The 17,584-nt window shown below is 40.8% G+C and carries 14 protein-coding genes, 1 tRNA gene and 2 pseudogenes; 8 read left to right on the top strand and 9 right to left on the bottom strand.

The features are described from left to right. Positions 1 to 181 precede the first annotated feature (181 nt). Positions 182 to 946 (top strand): annotated as a pseudogene (locus IPI59_01725) (IS5 family transposase). Here IPI59_01725 and IPI59_01730 read toward each other — a convergent pair. The 3 genes from IPI59_01730 to IPI59_01740 all read right to left on the bottom strand — a co-directional run bounded on the left by IPI59_01730 (position 844) and on the right by IPI59_01740 (position 5,478). Then, positions 844 to 1,569 carry a thioredoxin fold domain-containing protein gene (locus IPI59_01730; GenBank protein MBK7526289.1) on the bottom strand — a complete coding sequence of 242 codons (726 nt, stop codon included), beginning with the start codon at positions 1,567 to 1,569 and terminating at the stop codon, positions 844 to 846. The pseudogene IPI59_01725 and the gene IPI59_01730 sit on opposite strands and share 103 nt — an antisense overlap. Before the next feature lie 298 nt (positions 1,570 to 1,867). Further along, complete coding sequence (gene alaS, locus IPI59_01735) at positions 1,868 to 4,495, bottom strand: alanine--tRNA ligase (protein MBK7526290.1); 2,628 nt, start codon at positions 4,493 to 4,495, stop codon at positions 1,868 to 1,870. A 62-nt stretch (positions 4,496 to 4,557) separates the two neighbouring features. Then, the gene (locus IPI59_01740; GenBank protein ID MBK7526291.1) at positions 4,558 to 5,478 is read right to left on the bottom strand and encodes a toxin-antitoxin system YwqK family antitoxin; all 921 of its coding nucleotides are present in this window, start codon (positions 5,476 to 5,478) and stop codon (positions 4,558 to 4,560) included. 203 nt (positions 5,479 to 5,681) lie between these two features. Here IPI59_01740 and IPI59_01745 point away from each other — a divergent pair, with 203 nt between their 5' ends. Together IPI59_01745 and IPI59_01750 are read left to right on the top strand one after the other, a co-directional pair. Next, positions 5,682 to 6,383, top strand: a complete 702-nt coding sequence (locus IPI59_01745; GenBank protein ID MBK7526292.1) for a hypothetical protein — start codon at positions 5,682 to 5,684, stop codon at positions 6,381 to 6,383. A gap of 273 nt (positions 6,384 to 6,656) precedes the next feature. Next, the gene (locus tag IPI59_01750) at positions 6,657 to 8,267 is read left to right on the top strand and encodes a trypsin-like peptidase domain-containing protein (GenBank protein MBK7526293.1); all 1,611 of its coding nucleotides are present in this window, start codon (positions 6,657 to 6,659) and stop codon (positions 8,265 to 8,267) included. A gap of 79 nt (positions 8,268 to 8,346) precedes the next feature. Here the strand turns inward: IPI59_01750 and IPI59_01755 are convergent, their stop codons facing one another. Further along, a complete protein-coding gene (locus tag IPI59_01755) occupies positions 8,347 to 9,129 on the bottom strand; it encodes an enoyl-CoA hydratase/isomerase family protein (protein ID MBK7526294.1) in 783 nt (260 codons plus the stop codon). Positions 9,130 to 9,284: 155 nt separating this feature from the next. Further along, the gene (locus tag IPI59_01760) at positions 9,285 to 9,653 is read right to left on the bottom strand and encodes a DoxX family protein (GenBank protein ID MBK7526295.1); all 369 of its coding nucleotides are present in this window, start codon (positions 9,651 to 9,653) and stop codon (positions 9,285 to 9,287) included. Positions 9,654 to 9,857: 204 nt separating this feature from the next. Between IPI59_01760 and IPI59_01765 the strand changes: the two genes are divergently transcribed. Further along, the gene (locus IPI59_01765; protein ID MBK7526296.1) at positions 9,858 to 11,306 is read left to right on the top strand and encodes a phosphotransferase; all 1,449 of its coding nucleotides are present in this window, start codon (positions 9,858 to 9,860) and stop codon (positions 11,304 to 11,306) included. A gap of 46 nt (positions 11,307 to 11,352) precedes the next feature. Here IPI59_01765 and IPI59_01770 read toward each other — a convergent pair whose 3' ends face one another. From IPI59_01770 to rdgB, 3 genes are all read right to left on the bottom strand, one after another. Next, on the bottom strand, positions 11,353 to 11,553 hold the full coding sequence (locus IPI59_01770; GenBank protein MBK7526297.1) for a hypothetical protein: 201 nt from the start codon (positions 11,551 to 11,553) through the stop codon (positions 11,353 to 11,355). Positions 11,554 to 11,588: 35 nt separating this feature from the next. Further along, complete coding sequence (locus tag IPI59_01775; protein MBK7526298.1) at positions 11,589 to 12,284, bottom strand: YiiX family permuted papain-like enzyme; 696 nt, start codon at positions 12,282 to 12,284, stop codon at positions 11,589 to 11,591. A gap of 244 nt (positions 12,285 to 12,528) precedes the next feature. Continuing rightward, a complete protein-coding gene (gene rdgB / locus IPI59_01780) occupies positions 12,529 to 13,116 on the bottom strand; it encodes an RdgB/HAM1 family non-canonical purine NTP pyrophosphatase (GenBank protein MBK7526299.1) in 588 nt (195 codons plus the stop codon). A gap of 167 nt (positions 13,117 to 13,283) precedes the next feature. Between rdgB and IPI59_01785 the strand changes: the two genes are divergently transcribed. Continuing rightward, positions 13,284 to 13,374 (top strand) — tRNA-Ser (locus IPI59_01785). Between the two features lie 30 nt (positions 13,375 to 13,404). On the opposite strand, the gene arr is transcribed toward IPI59_01785, so the two are convergent. Next, entirely contained in the window at positions 13,405 to 13,860 is a 456-nt protein-coding gene (arr, locus tag IPI59_01790; protein MBK7526300.1) for an NAD(+)--rifampin ADP-ribosyltransferase, read from the bottom strand. A gap of 190 nt (positions 13,861 to 14,050) precedes the next feature. On the opposite strand from arr, the gene IPI59_01795 reads away from it, so the two are divergent. The 3 genes and pseudogenes from IPI59_01795 (at position 14,051) to IPI59_01805 (ending at position 17,533) form a co-directional block, all read left to right on the top strand. After that, complete coding sequence (locus IPI59_01795; protein MBK7526301.1) at positions 14,051 to 15,019, top strand: rhodanese-related sulfurtransferase; 969 nt, start codon at positions 14,051 to 14,053, stop codon at positions 15,017 to 15,019. A gap of 61 nt (positions 15,020 to 15,080) precedes the next feature. Beyond that, positions 15,081 to 16,589, top strand: a complete 1,509-nt coding sequence (locus IPI59_01800) for a glycosyltransferase (protein ID MBK7526302.1) — start codon at positions 15,081 to 15,083, stop codon at positions 16,587 to 16,589. Between the two features lie 177 nt (positions 16,590 to 16,766). Then, a pseudogene (locus IPI59_01805) lies at positions 16,767 to 17,533 on the top strand (IS5 family transposase). Positions 17,534 to 17,584: the final 51 nt, after the last annotated feature.

Genomic DNA, 17,584 nt, shown 5'->3' on the forward strand with positions numbered 1-17,584 from the left:
GATTGTTATACGGTAGGAATATTTTGAAATTGTGAGAGACTGTCTAAAAATTAAAAATTGGCATGCCAGTCCTAAAAATTGATAGGAAAAAAGTTATTAAAAGAGATGTGAATAAAAGACTATCAGTTTGACGTTTAAATAATAATTCATAGCTTTATGAAAATCAAACACATAAAGTAAAATGAAAACCTACCCAAGCAGTCTCACCGATAGTCAATGGAGTGCAATATTAGGCATTTTAGACGACAAACGGAAACGAAAACACAGTTTAAGAGAAATTTTTAATGCGCTGTTCTATTTGCTTAAACTGGCTGTCAATGGCGCATGCTGCCGTTCCATTTTCCGTCATGGAAGCTTGTTTACTACTATTTTACCAAGTGGAAGAAGGATGGGACGATAGAACTCATCCATGAAATACTCAGGGATAAGACTCGAAAGCAAGCAGGCAGGGCTTCATCGCCAAGTGTTGGTATAATTGATAGCCAGAGCGTAAAGACAACAAGCGTCGGAGGCTTGTGCAGAGGGATTGACGGGGTAAAAAAGTTAAAGGCAGAAAGCGGCATATTATTGTAGATACAATGGGACTACTTTTAGCGGTTGTGGTTCATGCGGCAAATGAGCATGACAGTAAATCAGCCCCAATGGTTATAGCTGACCTCAGAGGCAGGTTTTGCAGATTGGTAAAGATAGTAGCTGATGGCGGGTATAGAGGCGAGTTAATTGAAAATACCCGCAAAACGTTTGGGTGGGTGGTTGAGGTTGTAAGTAGATCGAATACAGCCTCGAAATTCGAAGTATTGCCAAAAGATGGATTGTTGAAAGAACTTTTGCATGGCTCGAAAGCTATCGAAGATTGAGTAAAGACTTTGAGTTCCAAACCGAAACGAGCCAGACAATGATCCAACTTGCCATGATAAAATTGATGCTTAATAGAATTAGAAAATAAAATTTAGACAGGCTCTGAATACTGAATTCATAAATTAATTTGATATTCTTTTCAAGTTTATATTCGTTGTCATTTGTTACATCTAAGTATTGATTAACAACAGTTGAGTCTAATTCGTTTGCGTTACGTAACATATAAACATAATCAAACAAAAAGTCAGGTTGCCTATTTCCTATATTGTATAATCTTTTGTAGTTTGTCAAATTCTTATTAGAAAGTAAAGCGTTATAGGCTTGTCGATAGAATTCTTCTGGACTAAACACGCCTACCATTTTGTGTAATTCATTTCCTTTATTGTCAAAGAATAAGAAAGTAGGATGTAGTTGGACGTTGTATAATTTGTTAACCTCAATCCCTTTCCCTTTTCGGGTGTTGATTTCAAAATTGATAAAGTTTGAGTTGCAATAATCAAACACATTTTTGTCTTTGAAAGCCGTCTTTTCCATTGTCACACAGGCTCCACAACCGTCAAAGTGAAAATAAAGCATAACGCCTTTATTCTCTTTTTTTGCTAGTTCAAATAAGTCGGAATAGTCAACTTGTCGGAAAACGATTGTCGTGTCGGATGCTAAAGTAGTATAACTCCAAACAAAGAACATCAGTATTGTTAAAACAGGTTTCATTGTCGTCTTTTTAAAATGCCCTACATCGGTTGTATAAACGCAACTTTGTGTTTATTTCAGCAATATCCGGATGGTTTTGAACGAACCAAAACAATAATTTGCAATTTTTTGCAGGCGCGCGCTTTGATTTAACCCTATTGATATATATCCGGATTAATTAAACTAACGCAAAACTAAATCTTAATTCCTATATATCCAACTTATCCAATGGATTTTTTATTTGGTCAAATCCTTTGGTGGTTACATGTGTATAAACCTCAATTTTTAAGTTGGCAAGCTAACTAATTTGAAGCCACAACTAAGTCAAAAACATGTCTTTGCTTTCGTTAATAGCGTAGGGCAAACCTTCGGGATTTTTACCGCCTGCGGTAGCATAAAAGGGCTGTCCGCCGCCGCCGCCTTGTATATGTTTTGCCAAATTGCGTATAATTTGGGTTGCATTTAAGTTGGTGCTGGCCACAATTTCATCGGCTATCATTACGGTTAAATGGGCTTTGCCGTCAATTTCGGCACCCAATACAGCAATTAAGTTCGATACTTCGTTGCGCAGTTCGTAAGCTAATTTTTTTACCAAATCGGCGTTGGGCAAGGCAACTTGGGCGGCAATTAGCTGGTATCCGGCTGAGGTGGTTTGTGCCTGGCTAATAAGTTCGTTTTTAATGGCTACTGCTTTCTCGGCCTGCAGTTTTTCTAATTCTTTTTGTAAGCGGTTGTTTTCGTGCAATAGTTTTTGTGTTGCCTCGCTTATACTGCTGGGGTTATTTAACAAATGGCGCACGGTTTGTAGCTCGTCAATAGCGCTGTTTACCATTTGCGCAGCAGCTTGGCCGGTAATAGCCTCAATGCGGCGCACCCCCGCCGATATACTGCTTTCGGCGGCAACAAAACACAGGCCAATCTCTCCGGTTGCTTTTACGTGCGTACCTCCGCATAGTTCTTTCGAGTAGTTGGGGTCAAAAATTATAACGCGCACGCTATCGCCATATTTTTCGCCAAACAAGGCCATGGCTCCAAGTTGCATAGCTTCGTCAAGGGGCATATCGCGGCGTTCGTCTAAGGGTATATTTTCGCGAATTTTTTCGTTTACGCGGTTTTGTATGCGCTGTAATTCTTCGTCGGTAAGTTTGGCAAAATGCGAAAAGTCGAAGCGCAAATAGTCGGGGTGTACCAACGAGCCTTTTTGTTGCACGTGCGTACCCAACACTTCGCGCAGGGCGGCATGTAGCAAATGGGTTGCCGAGTGGTTGCTGTTGGTGGCTTTCCGGCGTTGGGTATTAACAATAGCATGGCAATCGGCTTGCATATTTGTAGGAAGCTGGGCTACTAAATGCACAATTAAATTATTTTCTTTAAGGGTGTTTAACACCGCAACCTTTTCATCCGGATGAAAATGCAGAAAGCCGGTATCGCCCACTTGTCCGCCGCTTTCGGCATAAAATGGGGTAATATTTAGCACAATTTGGTAGCCTGTTTCGCCTTTTTGTTTTACTTGTCGGTATTTTACAACGTGTGCGTTAGCCTCTAATTGGTCGTAACCTACAAATAAGGTGGTGCCGGCTTGTGGGTCAAGAATTATCCAGTCGCCGGTTTCAATTTTGCCGGCGGCGCGGCTGCGTTCTTTTTGCTGGGCAAGGGCGGCGTTAAATGCGGGTTCGTCTATAGATAAACCGCGCTCGCCAGCAATTAAGCGGGTGAGGTCAAACGGAAAGCCAAAGGTGTCTAAAAGTTCAAAGGCGTTTTCTCCGGAAATAATTTTTCCGGATGTTTGATTTTCAATTTGGGCAAATCGTTTTAAGCCGCTTTCTAAGGTGTGCAAAAAGGTTTGTTCTTCTTCGTGAATTACTTTGGTTATAAAGTTTTGCTGTGCGGTTAGCTCGGGAAAAACGCTGCCGAGTTGTTGGGTTAAAACGGGCACTAACTGGTATAAAATGGGTTGTTTGTAGCCTAAATAACTGTAAGCGTATCGAACGGCGCGGCGCAAAATACGGCGCACCACGTAGCCGGCTTTATTGTTAGAGGGTAGTTGGCCATCGGCAATGGTAAAGGTAATGGCGCGAATATGGTCAGAGAGTACACGGATGGCAATATCGGTAGGTTCGGCGCTGCCGTAGGTTATGCCGGTAATGGCTTCAATTTTCCGGATGATTGGGGTAAAAATGTCGGTATCGTAATTCGATTGTTTGTTTTGTAATACGCGCACCAAGCGCTCGAAACCCATGCCCGTATCTACGTGTTGCGCCGGAAGTTTTTCGAGGCTTTTGTCGGCTTTGCGGTTAAATTCAATAAACACGTTGTTCCATATTTCAATTACCTGCGGGTGGTCGTTGTTTACTAAACTGGCTCCGGGTATTGTTTGGCGCTCGCTGTCTGTGCGGCAATCAACATGAATTTCAGAGCAGGGGCCGCAGGGGCCGGTGTCGCCCATTTCCCAAAAATTATCTTTTTTGTTGCCTTTTAAAATGCGGTCGGGGGCGGCAAATTGCAGCCAGGTATCGTAAGCTTCTTGGTCGAAGGGTATATTATCGTCGGCGCTGCCTTCAAAAACGGTAACATACAGGCGGTCTTTCGGAATTTTATAGACCTGGGTAAGCAGTTCCCAACTCCAGGCGATAGCTTCTTTTTTAAAGTAGTCGCCAAAGCTCCAGTTGCCCAACATTTCGAACAGGGTATGGTGGTAGGTGTCTTTACCTACGTCTTCTAAGTCGTTGTGTTTGCCGCTAACGCGCAGGCATTTTTGGGTGTCGGCAACGCGGGGCCAGGGGGCTTGGCTATGGCCTAAAAAATAATCTTTAAACTGGTTCATCCCCGCGTTGGTAAACATTAGCGTGGGGTCGTTTTTAATTACAACGGGTGCCGAGGGTACTATTTGGTGGCCTTTGGCGGCAAAAAAATCAAAAAATGCCTGACGTATTTCTTGGGCGGTCATATATGTGTAATCGTTTATGTTTTATTTGATTTTGTTTGAAAAAATTTAAACTTGTTAACTTGTTAATAGGTTATCTCTTTAATAGTTTCGCCGTTTTTATATTCGCCAATTACTTTAAGTTCGCCTTGTTCGTTCCAAACTTTGTATTCGCCGTTGCGTTTGCCGTTTTTATAATGAATTGCGCGGCGTTTAATTCCGGTTTCGTAATAATCTTCGGTAAGGCCTTCTTTTTGGCCATTTTTAACCATGCTTACGGCCTGTAATTTGCCGTTGGCGTAGTAGGCTTTCGATTCGCCGTCTCGTTTGCCATTTTTAAAATTTACTTCAGATTCAACTTGTCCGGTTGGGAACCAGGTGCGGCCTATGCCCTCCTCTTTGCCCATTTTGTAAAAAACTTGTTTGCGGGCGCGGCCATTTTTATGTTTTTCAAGGGATTCTCCATCTTTAACACCATGCTCCCAAAATTCAATTTTTTCTTCAATTGGTTCGGCGCCTGCATCGGTGTAGTAATAGGCTAACCATTGGCCGTGTTTTTTGCCACTCAGGTAATTGCCTTCTTCTTCAACCACGCCGTTGCTATAATATTTGGTGTATTTGCCATCTTTAATGGTATCGTTGGCTCTAACAAAAAAGGTTGTTTGATACTGGCCGTTTGGATGGTAGTTTATTACACGGTCGAAAGTGGAAAAATTGCCAATTCCTTTAAAAAATTTTCCTTGTGCGGTTTCTTTATAAGGTGTTTTTTCGAAAAACTGCATGGCCTGTTCGTTGGCATGGGCGCGTTTTTGTTCGCGCTCGGTAAGTTGGCGGTTTGGGTTGGCTGGCTTTGTAGTATCGGCGGCAGTAGAATTGGCTGTTGCTGTTTTAGAATTGCCTTGCTGGGTGTTTTGCGAGCAAGCATCTAACAAAAACAAGAAGGCACAGCCTAAAAAAACAAGAAAATATGCTTTTTTTGTTCTTTGGGTAATTAACGAAAATATCATTGATGTAATAAAATAAGCTGCAAAGTTACGCAGTTTTTAGGTAAGTATTTACTTTAAGTTTTAGCTAGTTTGCAAACCATTTTTAACCGGAGCAAACCATCCGGAAGTTTTGTGTTGATAAAAGCCTTAACTTTACAAGTTCATCCGGAAGCACGGATGACGTATTTTTTTATTTCATTTTTTTATTTTTAAATCTACTTTTAATGACTTCTTTAAAAATTATTCGTCTAATTTATTGCTTGCTTTTTATAAGCATTATTGCCATTTTTACTACCGGATGTTTTACTATTACCGACGAAGTGAGTATTAAAAAAAATGGAGCAGGAACAATGACTACAACAGTTGATTTTAGTACAGCAATGAGTATGTTGGGTATGTTTATGCCCGACTCGGTAAAAGAAGGCCTTGATACTGGCCTTGACGAGGTGGTTGACCGCGACCTTAATGCTTATACGTCTATAAATGGCATTACCAACGTATCAATTACAAAGCCCGACCAATATATAATGCGCATAAGTTATGATTTTGCAAGTATTGACGCGCTGAATAAAGTGTTAAACCAAAATAAAAATGCAGCGGGAAGCATTTTAGGAGGCAGTACTAAATATAAACGAAAAGGCAATAAATTAGAACGTGTTACAACTGTAGAATTCGAAAACGGAGAATCGCCCATAGCTGCTTTGTTAGAAGGAGGAGATGAACAAACAGCCGAGTTTATGAAAATGATGCCTCCACCTACCTACAAAATTGTTTACTCGATGCCAAACAACGTTAAAAAAGCTACTATTAAAGGCATGGCCGCAAAAACAAACAAACAAACAAACACCTACGAGGTTGAATATAATGTATTTGAGTTGCTTAAAGGAAATCAAAAATTAGAACTCAAACATTGCCTTAAATATTAAAACACTCGCCTAATAAAAATTTGAATTTACGCTATTGTATGACAAAAATTTATTTATAGAATTGTTTATGAACAACGGCAATAATGGCAACTATAAATCGTTTAACAGTTAAATGCCATACAATAGCGCCTAATTCGCTACCTGAAACAAGTTTAAAATAACAAAATAAAACCTTGTTTTTGCAGTTTTTTAAGCTTAAATGACCGCTAATTTATTAGCAAAATATACCGACCGAAACCCACCCCGCAATACCCCAAATTAGCAATTTATTTTATGACAAGAGTTTTACTCCGCCTTACGAGTAGTATCTACGGTGTTATACCTGCTGCCATTGCTAGAAAAATAGTCAGTTTTTTTATTTTTTTGCTTTTTACCCTACTGACAGCAAAGGCAAACAACATAACAAGCAACGAAAACAACCAAGAGTTTATTGATTTTATTAATGGTGTAAAAAAAGCTGCTATTGAATTAGACTACGCTGACCAAAAAGAAGTTGACAACGGCAGTAGCAAGTATTTAGAAGCTTTTTCTGACTATCTTAAAAATGATATGGGCTTTGAAACGGTGGCGTTTACCAGCGCGGCCAAAGAAGAAATGTTTAGCCAGGTTGCCTCATTTTGCGAGGTAGCTCGCGTTAAGCCTAAAATTGAATATTACAACAACCTCTTTTTTACCAATTTTAAAATAGACTTTATAAGCTGCTTAGACCAAACATTTTCTTATAAATCGCAGGATACTATTTATTTATCTGAAAGTAGCAATTTATATGAAAGCTTAATACAGACGTGGGCAAAAACCTGTAACATAAAAAACAAAAAATACAATACTGCCAACCAGTTTAAACTGCCAATTGATGCTACTGGTTGGACGAGGGAAAAACTATATGCCAGCTTCGAGAACTTGCCGCCCGACGATGAACTTGCCGGAATTTATACCCAAAACCCCGAAGCACAATCAACCCAAGAATACCAAGTTGCCCTTGTACCGCTAAAAACCAATAAGTACCAAATTGTTTACCTCGATGGGGCTTCTAATTATTTAGACTGGCATGAAGGCGAACTGATAGGCGAAATAATAGCCTCATCTGTTGATAAAATATACAATGTAAGATGGCGCAAGCCAAATAAACTTAGCGACGAAACAGTTACCATCTCGCTTGACCCAAATGGAATTACTTTATTAACGAACGAAAAAAGACAATTAGGATTTACTAAGGCTTTTCCTAAAAAATCATCTTTAAACGACCGACCAATATCAACCGGAACCGGCATAGCTATCAGCACTGATGGCTATATCCTTACAAATACACACGTAATTGAAGGCGGCTCGCGTTTTGAATTCCAAATAACCGATGCTCAATCCGGAATAACCTCCATCTATAATGGCGTTTTAGAAAAGACAGATCCGCAAAACGATTTAGCCATTTTAAAAATTGTCGATATGTCGTTTAAGCCGTTACTTCCTGTACCGTATAAGTTTAACACCCAAATGGCCGACATGGCCGAAAAAGTTTATACCCTCGGCTACCCGCTTACCCAAACAATGGGTACAAGTGTAAAATTTCAGGATGGGACCATATCGGCATTAAACGGGTATAATGGCGATGCAACTACTTACCAAGTGGGTATGTCTGTTGAACCCGGAAATAGCGGCGGCCCACTATTTAATGAAAAGGGCGAACTTATTGGCATTATAAAAGCCCGCCACAGTAAAGCGCCAAATGCTACTTACGTCATTAAAATCAGGTATGCTGTTTCGTTAATACAGCGCCTTAAACACCCACCTACCCTTACCGAAGACAGTGCGCTTAGCTTGCTTAGTATTACCGACCAAATTAAAATACTGCGCCCTTATGTGTTTTTAATTAAGGTGTACGACAAGTAAGTAAAGAGCTTTTGTTTTCACGATGCCTAAATTAGCAAACTAATGCTAACTCGTCAACTAAAAAGAAAACTCAGCTAAGTTAAGTTCCGGAAAAAACAGGTTTGCGTTTTTCAACAAAAGCTGTTACTCCTTCGCGATAGTCGTTGCTTTGCCCGGCAATTTCTTGGCAATAGGCTTCGTATTGCAGTGATTCTTCTAAACTGCTGTTTGCACCTTTAGCCAACATTTTTTTAATCATACCGATAGCTTTAGTGGGCGCCGTGGCAAAATAAGCAGTTACCAACTCAACTGCGGCATCTAATTCGGCAGCAGGTACCACCTTATTTACCAAGCCCAATTGCAGCGCTTCGGCGGCAGTAACGGGGGTGGCCATAGCAGCCAGCTCGAAGGCTTTTTTTAAGCCAAGGCTGCGCGGCAAAAAATAGGACGACCCCGAGTCGAGCACCAATCCGGCATTTACAAACACCTCAATAAGTTTAGCCTCTTCGGCAGCAATTATCATATCGCAGGCCAAAGCCAGCGAGCATCCCGCCCCGGCGGCAACACCGTTTAGCCGGCAAATAACGGGTTTGGCGGTTTGGGCAACCTGTAAAATCATGGGGTTATATCGCTGTACAACCGACTCGCCAAGGCTGCGCTGCCCAACTTGCCCCTGAATATCTTTTAAATCTTGCCCCGAGCAAAAGGCTTTTCCGGCACCCGTAATAACCACAACGCGCACTTTAGTATCTTTTCCGGCCTTTTTAAATGCTTCGGTAACTTCTTGGTTCATGCCATCAACAAAAGCATTAAAGCGCTCGGGACGGTTAAGTGTTATAGTGGCCACACCGTTAGCAACTTCGTATAAAATATAGTTAAACATGTATAAGTTTTTATCTTTAATTCAAAAATCTAATTTAAGAGGTGCAAAAATAGCAAGATTAACACTAAACTATACCGCTTTAACCAGCAATTTAAAAATAAAAAAGGCGGTGCTACAACAATAACACCGCCCTTTGAGATGAAAACAGGAAGCAATTAGCCAATAACTGAATTGTCACGGGCATAAGCACCTGCATACATGAATGCACCACCAGCTATCATTAGATCTTTAATAAGCATACCCATGCTATTTTGGTCGCCACCCATTAAATTGGGTAAATGAAGGCCCAAGGCAAAAATTAATATCATAATGCCCAAAAGTGTGCCGGCTAATTTATCAAATTTGCCAACAAATACACTTACTATAAAAGCAAGCATAGCTAAACCGGTTAAATAAACCCAAATAGCGCCGCCGGGTATTGGCACCATGCCGGCCATAGCATCGGCACTGGTAAAATGGCCATAAACAAAACCAAGTAGTGGCAAGGCAAATAAGTATTTGCCAATTTTTAATAATGCGTTCATACTGTATAGTATTTAGGGAGCGTGAAAAGATATATTGTTTTTAGAATTGATTGAATAAGAGACGTGGAAAATATAGCACTTAAAACTATCTTTGTTGCTGGTTTTGAGGTTTGCGCCGCCAAGTTAAAATGTTTTTTTCAAATCCTGAAGGTTTTCTGAAGAAATTTTTAAAAAAAAAATAAAAAATTATATTTACCACCGAAAATGACTGCCTTTTTATCCGGATTATTTAAAAAATGGGCAAATATGCCTCCCGAAACAATTCAAGCCTTGCCCCCATCGGCATCGTACAGGCAATATTACCGGCTTAGCGCAAAAGGCAGTACCGCCATAGCCGCCATAAATGCTAACCAACCCGAAAACAACGCCTTTTTATATTTAGCCCAGCATTTTAAAAATGTAGGCTTGCCGGTGCCCGAAATTTATGCCAGCGACCCCAAAAATAATACCTATTTACAAGAGGATTTAGGCGACGAGTCGTTGTTTGAAATGATTAATACCTCCATATTAAAACATCCGGAAACTGACCCATTTCCTCAGCATTTACTTTCTGCCTACAAAGCATCTTTAGAGGTTTTGGCAAAAATGCAAATTCTAAGCGCTAAACACCTCAACTTTGAAAAATGCTACCCTAAACCCAATTTTGATGCCCAAACTATTTTATGGGATTGCCAGTACTTTAAATACTGTTTTGTAAAACCGCTGCAAATTAATTTTGACGAAGCAGAATTAGAACACGATTTTGAACAATTAGCGCAGTTTTTGCTCAACACCAACACTAGTTACTTTATGCACCGCGACTACCAGGCGCGCAATATAATGTGGTATAACCAACAACCCTACGTCATTGATTTTCAAGGAGGGCGGCGTGGCGCATTACAGTACGATGTGGCTTCGCTGCTTTTTCAGGCGCGTGCCCAATTGCCCTCGCCTATTCGCACCGAACTTTTAAACCACTATTTACAATTTGCCCAAACCTTAACCCCAATAAATACTACCGAATTTTTGCAATATTACAATGCTTATGTGTTAATACGTTTGTTGCAATTATTAGGTGCTTATGGCTTTAGAGGCTTGGTTGAGCGCAAACAGCATTTTATAGACAGCATTGTTTATTGTGTACAAAACTTAGCCTATTGGTTAAACGCTATGCCGATACCTATAAATTTGCCTGCGTTAACTAATGTATGTCGGCAAATTGTTGAACATACCGAACTTAAACTTCCGGATAAAAAATTAGCCCAAACAGCCCCCCTAACGGTTTCTGTTCATAGTTTTTCGTATAAATTAGGCATCCCTAATTACCAATATCCAAATGGCGGCGGATTTGTGTTTGATTGTCGTTCTTTGTTGAACCCCGGACGTTTAGCCGAATATCAATATTTATCCGGATTAGATAAGCCCGTAGCCGATTTTTTGCGCGCTCAATCAAACGCCGATGCCTGGCTTAGCCACGTAATAGCACTAACCGATACGGCTGTAAAAAATTGCCTCACAAATAATTTTGACCAGCTAACCATTGCCTTCGGATGCACGGGCGGCCAACACAGGTCGGTTTATTGTGCCCAAAAAATAGCCGACCGATTAGAACAGTTTTTTGGCGTAAAAGTAGTGTTAGAACACACGGCCAAAGCGCAATGGAAAAAATGCTAAATAATTAGCAAAATTGTTGCGCCAACTGATTTTAAGCCTTGCGTGTTTACCTTGAGCGTATGCCCTTGCGCTTTTCAAAGTCTTTATCGAAAAGGCTGGTTGTGCGATGATTTTTTTTCTTTTTGCTTTCCATAGCACTGGCATCGCCAGCAGGGCAGCCGTATTTTGCTTTGCAGGCAGGCGCTGCGGCAATTAAAAAAATAGCTAATAAGGCTAAAGCAAGGTTTTTAATGCGAAAACTAAACATGTTGTTAAACGTAATATAATAATGTGTTTTAAAAATCAATTGGTTTGTTCGTTCGATTTTACCGTTACCAATAAATCACTGTTGAAAATGGCAGCTGGCGAAATTACTGGCTCGTTCATTGGAATTTTATTGCCATAACGCTCTTTTATTTTTTTCTTAACCACTTCATTTGTCAAGTCAAAATCGCTAAGTTGTTCAAGTTTGCCAATTTCAATTCCGGTAGCTTGTTGGTATATTTTCCAAATTAATTCCGAGCAATAAATTTTATCATCAGACCACTCAAAAGTTAGATCGTAGTTTTTTCCGTTAAACTGGCTGCCAATTTGTTTCATTTTGGCAAGTGCGGAAGGCGTTAAAACCTGGTCGGCATTTTTGAGGCGTTTGATTATATATTTCCCTTCTTGACCGCGGGCAATCCACTTGTCGAGCGGTGTTTGTTTAACTGGCTGTATGGCTTCAAAAACAAAAAATTTATCTCCGTCTTTGTAAATAAGTCCGCAATGCGAATATTTTGATTTTGTTGCAAGCTGAATGGCTTTGCTTTGTTCGGAAACTGAGGTTTGAAAAATAAGGTCTCCATCTTTTATTTCGCTTGTATTGGCAGCAAGCTGTTTTACTGCCGTTTGTGAAGGCTCAAGCAACGGTTCCGGATGATACGACTTTTGCCGGGCGTAAAGTCCGCCTAAAATAGTTAGCCCTAAAAACCCAAGTATCCATATTATTTTATTCATTGTTGTTGTTGTTTCTGCGTTTAGTTTGGTTTTGGGACTATTTGGGGTTGTAAAGTTTGTGGCGAAGTTTAAAATACTAAGAATAACAAAACTTAGACCAAGTAAATTGGCGTTTGTTTATTTTTTGAAAACGGTGTTTGAGGCATTTTATTATGGAGTATAATCCGGAATAAATACAATAACCGCCCAAAGTTATAAAAGTTGTGCCATATATTATTATTTCATCGGTATTGAAAACAATTTGTTATAATGGCTGCTTGCCCAAAAACGACCATAGTTGCCGCATAGCCAACCCACGATGACTAATGGCATGTTTTTCGCTGTCAGTTAATTGGGCAAAAGTGCGAGTGTGCCCATCGGGAATAAAAACGGGATCGTAGGCAAAACCGCCGTTGCCAATAGGTTGGTGGGTAATTTGCCCTTGCACCTGCCCTTGAAATAGTACTGGTGGGTTATTATTATTTAATACAAGGGCAACTACCGCCCTAAACCGGGCTTTGCGGTTGGTAATGCCTTGCATTTTTTCGAGCAAAAAAAGCGGATTAGCTAAACTGCTGCCATGTAGGGCGGCATAGCGAGCGGTAAATACGCCGGGCTGGTTGTTTAAAGCTTCCACTTCAAGGCCGGCATCTTCGGCAAAACAAGGCAGGCCGTATTGCTGCCAAATTGTATTCAGCTTTTCAAGGGCATTGGCTTCTAAAGTGTCGTGTGGTTCGGGTATATTGTGGAGGTAGCCAATATCGTGCAGGCTAATTATTTTTATGCCGGGCGGGGCGGCAATTTGAGCTTCGTGAACTTTGTTTTTATTGTGGGTTGCAAAAATAAGCTGCATATAAAAAGAAATAAGTTAATTGATAAAAAAACTAAACGGAAAACAAATTGTGCCAAAGCTTTTTGTGCCTATACAAGCGAAAAAATTTGGTTATTTCCCTTTTTTGTTGAAACTTTGTGCTGTATTTTTAAGTTTTCAAAATTGATTTGTTAAAATTACACCTATCCGGAGAGATGCTGGAGTGGTCGAACAGGCACGCCTGGAAAGTGTGTAAACGCCAAAAGCGTTTCGAGGGTTCGAATCCCTCTCTCTCCGCCACTTATTACCCCGTTACAGACGGCCAAAAATTTAGTCGTCATTCCAAGACCGAATTCCTTGTTCGTTTAAGTTTTTTAACGCCTGCTGCATGGCATCTACTTGCTCGGCAGTGTGCCCGCTCCAAATAGTTACCTCGCCAACAACTTTAAATGGCCACAACGACCGGTAAGATTTTGTAGGGTTGCCCTCAAATTTTTTATCTGTTAAGTCGGGGTCGTCTTCTATGGGGCCGGTTGGTTCAACCAAATAAATTCTTTGGCGTTCATTGCCAGTGGCAAGCTCGCCCCCCCAAATAGCCGCGTCTAAGGTAGCAGTTAAAAAAATGTATTTTGAGGGCTTTTTTTGTCCATAGTTGGTGGCAAAACCTGCTTCAATAAAATCGCCAATTTTTAAGTCGGCTTTTGTGCCATGAAAATAGGTTTGTGCAAACGGAGTTGCGCCATTTGAACCTCCGGATGATTTTTTAGCCGTTTCATTTTCTTTCATAGTATTAAACTTGCTTGTACTGAAATAAAGTGCGAAGTTAGCAAGAAGTGTTCATGTCAGCATCCGGATAAGCAAAGCATCCGGATAAAACCTTTAGCCAAAGCGCACTTGCTACGCCTAAAAATCGTAATTTTGTGCCTATATTCTGTTTTGTTCCCCTAATTTCTTACATAAATTAGATTAAAAAAATATGGAATTTCAAACCTTATCATATTATAAATACATTAACCTGCCCGATGCGCCTCAAATGGCTGCCGACCATTTGGCTTTTTGTGTACAACTTGGCGTAAAAGGCCGCGTGTTTTTTGCCGATGAGGGTTTAAGTGGCACGGTTTCGGGAAGTGTTGAGCAGTGCAACGCCTACAAGCAGCAGCTAAACAGCCTGCCACCCTTTGCCGACCTTGAATTTAAAACCGACCCCAGCCAAACGCACTCCTTCAATAAAATTCATGTGCGATACCGCCCCGAAGTAGTGCATTTTGGCCACAATATTCGCCTTAACCCAGCGCAAGAAACCGCAAAACACCTTAGCCCGCAAGCGGTACTACAACTTAAAGACCAGCCCAACGTAGTGTTTTTAGATGCCCGCAACAAATTTGAATGGATAGTTGGCAAATTTAAAAACGCGGTTACCTTAGATATTGATACGTTCCGCGATTTTCCGGAAAAATTAGCCGAATTAGAGCCGCTCAAACAAAAAACAGTTATTGCCTATTGTACCGGAGGTATTCGGTGCGAAAAAGCGACTGCCTTTTTATTGCAAAATGGATTTAGCCGCGACAAACTTTTTCAAATTGACGGCGGCATTATTAACTATGCAGCCCAAACAGGCGGCACCGATTTTGACGGCAAGTGTTACGTGTTCGATAAGCGCGTTGTAATTGATGTAAATACCGTAAACCCAACCGTTGTTTCGACGTGTGCTACCTGCGGAAGCCTTGAGTCGAGAATGGTAAACTGTGCCAACCCCGAGTGCAACAACCATTATGTGCAGTGCAAAACCTGCTCAGACACATTAAATGGTGCTTGTAGCGTGGCTTGCAGCGAGCACCCGCGCATACGCCCTTACGATGGTACCGGCTATTATGCCCAAAGCGGCAAACAAATTTTTACTAAAAACACCAAGCCAAATTATCAGCAGCAGCAGCAGCAATTGTAGTAGTAGTAGAATTTGCAAAAGTAGTAAAACAGCCATTTACCCTACCTTTAATTAGCGCGCTATGCTCGAAATTATTTTGCTGGCGATGTATATTTTAGTCAATTTTTTGGCCTTGGGCTTTGCCCTATCCGGATTGATATTGGCTTGGCAGTGTCGCAAAGAAAGTTCAGCTAATGCTTTGCCCAACAAAATACAAACCTTGGCGGATTTGTTTCCGGATGAAAACCAATATCCGGAGATAACGGTACAATTGCCTATTTTTAACGAGTATTTTGTGGCAAAACGGGTTATTGATGCAACGGCAGCCCTGCATTATCCTAAAAACAAACTTCAAATACAAATTTTAGATGACTCGACCGACGAAACGGCTGCCCTAACGCAGGAATTAGCGCAAAATTATATGCAGCAAGGCTTTAAGGTGCAATGGCTACACCGCGCTAATCGGCAAGACTTTAAGGCGGGTGCGCTGCGCGAGGCTTTAAAAACGGCAACCGGCCAATTTATAGCCATTTTTGACGCCGATTTTATTCCAGATGTGCAATTTTTACAACAAACCCTGCCGTATTTTTATAGCCAACCACAAACAGGCGTAGTGCAAACGCGCTGGGCGCATATTAATGCCCGGCAATCGCTGCTAACAAGGGCGCAGGCTTTATTTTTAGATGCTCATTTTGCCATCGAGCAGTACGGACGCTTTGCCGGAGGCTGGTTTTTAAACTTTAATGGTACGGCAGGAGTTTGGCGCAAGACTACTATTTTTGAGGCCGGCAATTGGCAGGCCGACACCCTAACCGAAGACCTTGACCTAAGTTACAGGGCGCAACTTAAGGGCTGGAAAATAGTATTTTTAAGACATGTTTTATCGCCAGCCGAGTTGCCACCCAATATGGCTGCTTTTAAATCGCAGCAGCACAGGTGGGTAAAGGGCGGGGCCGAAACAGCCATTAAAATCTTACCCAAATTAAATAAATCGGAGTTTGGCGGGGTGAAAAAATTTATGGCTGCCGTGCATTTGCTTAGTAGTTGCATGTATTTGGTGGTTTTGTTTTGTTTTTTGCTGGGCTTACCCCTTATGCTTTTGCGAAATACTCAAATTATGTTTAACTACAGCCCTACTTTGGCCATCTTTTTACTGACAACCATTATTATTACTTCAATTTTTTACAAGGCACACCTTCTTACAGATTGGCAAACAAGTAAACGTCCCAGTTTTTGGCTTGCTTATTTTTGGTTCATGCTTATTGCTTCCGGATTGTCGCTGCACAACAGCTTAGCTGCTTTGCAGGGCTTGTTGCGGCAGAAGTCGCCATTTGTGCGCACCCCTAAATATGATGTTCAAACAACAAACCAAACAATTAATACACGCAATATCCACCAGACTAAACATAAATATAAAATAAGTACTAATAACTGGGTGGTTGCCGGCGAATTGCTGCTAACGGTATATTTTGCTGCTGGAATGGCATTGTGTTTTTATTACCTGGATTTTACTTTTTTTGCCCTGTTTTTATGGGCATTTTTGGCTTTCGGCACCGTAGCAGCGTATAGCTTGAGGACAGTAAAAATATAGCTCCTTTCTGTTTTTATTTTATGCGATATTAGAGACTGTCTAAAAATTAAAAATTGGCATGCCAGTCCTAAAAATTGATAGGAAAAAAGTTATTAAAAGAGATGTGAATAAAAGACTATCAGTTTGACGTTTAAATAATAATTCATAGCTTTATGAAAATCAAACACATAAAGTAAAATGAAAACCTACCCAAGCAGTCTCACCGATAGTCAATGGAGTGCAATATTAGGCATTTTAGACGACAAACGGAAACGAAAACACAGTTTAAGAGAAATTTTTAATGCGCTGTTCTATTTGCTTAAAGCTGGCTGTCAATGGCGCATGCTGCCGTTCCATTTTCCGTCATGGAAGCTTGTTTACTACTATTTTACCAAGTGGAAGAAGGATGGGACGATAGAACTCATCCATGAAATACTCAGGGATAAGACTCGAAAGCAAGCAGGCAGGGCTTCATCGCCAAGTGTTGGTATAATTGATAGCCAGAGCGTAAAGACAACAAGCGTCGGAGGCTTGTGCAGAGGGATTGACGGGGGTAAAAAGTTAAAGGCAGAAAGCGGCATATTATTGTAGATACAATGGGACTACTTTTAGCGGTTGTGGTTCATGCGGCAAATGAGCATGACAGTAAATCAGCCCCAATGGTTATAGCTGACCTCAGAGGCAGGTTTTGCAGATTGGTAAAGATAGTAGCTGATGGCGGGTATAGAGGCGAGTTAATTGAAAATACCCGCAAAACGTTTGGGTGGGTGGTTGAGGTTGTAAGTAGATCGAATACAGCCTCGAAATTCGAAGTATTGCCAAAAAGATGGATTGTTGAAAGAACTTTTGCATGGCTCGAAAGCTATCGAAGATTGAGTAAAGACTTTGAGTTCCAAACCGAAACGAGCCAGACAATGATCCAACTTGCCATGATAAAATTGATGCTTAATAGAATTAGAAAATAAAATTTAGACAGGCTCTAAATAAAATAGTATTTTTTATCAAAAAGATGACAT

The organism is Sphingobacteriales bacterium (genome assembly GCA_016706405.1).
Taxonomy (GTDB): domain Bacteria; phylum Bacteroidota; class Bacteroidia; order Chitinophagales; family UBA2359; genus BJ6.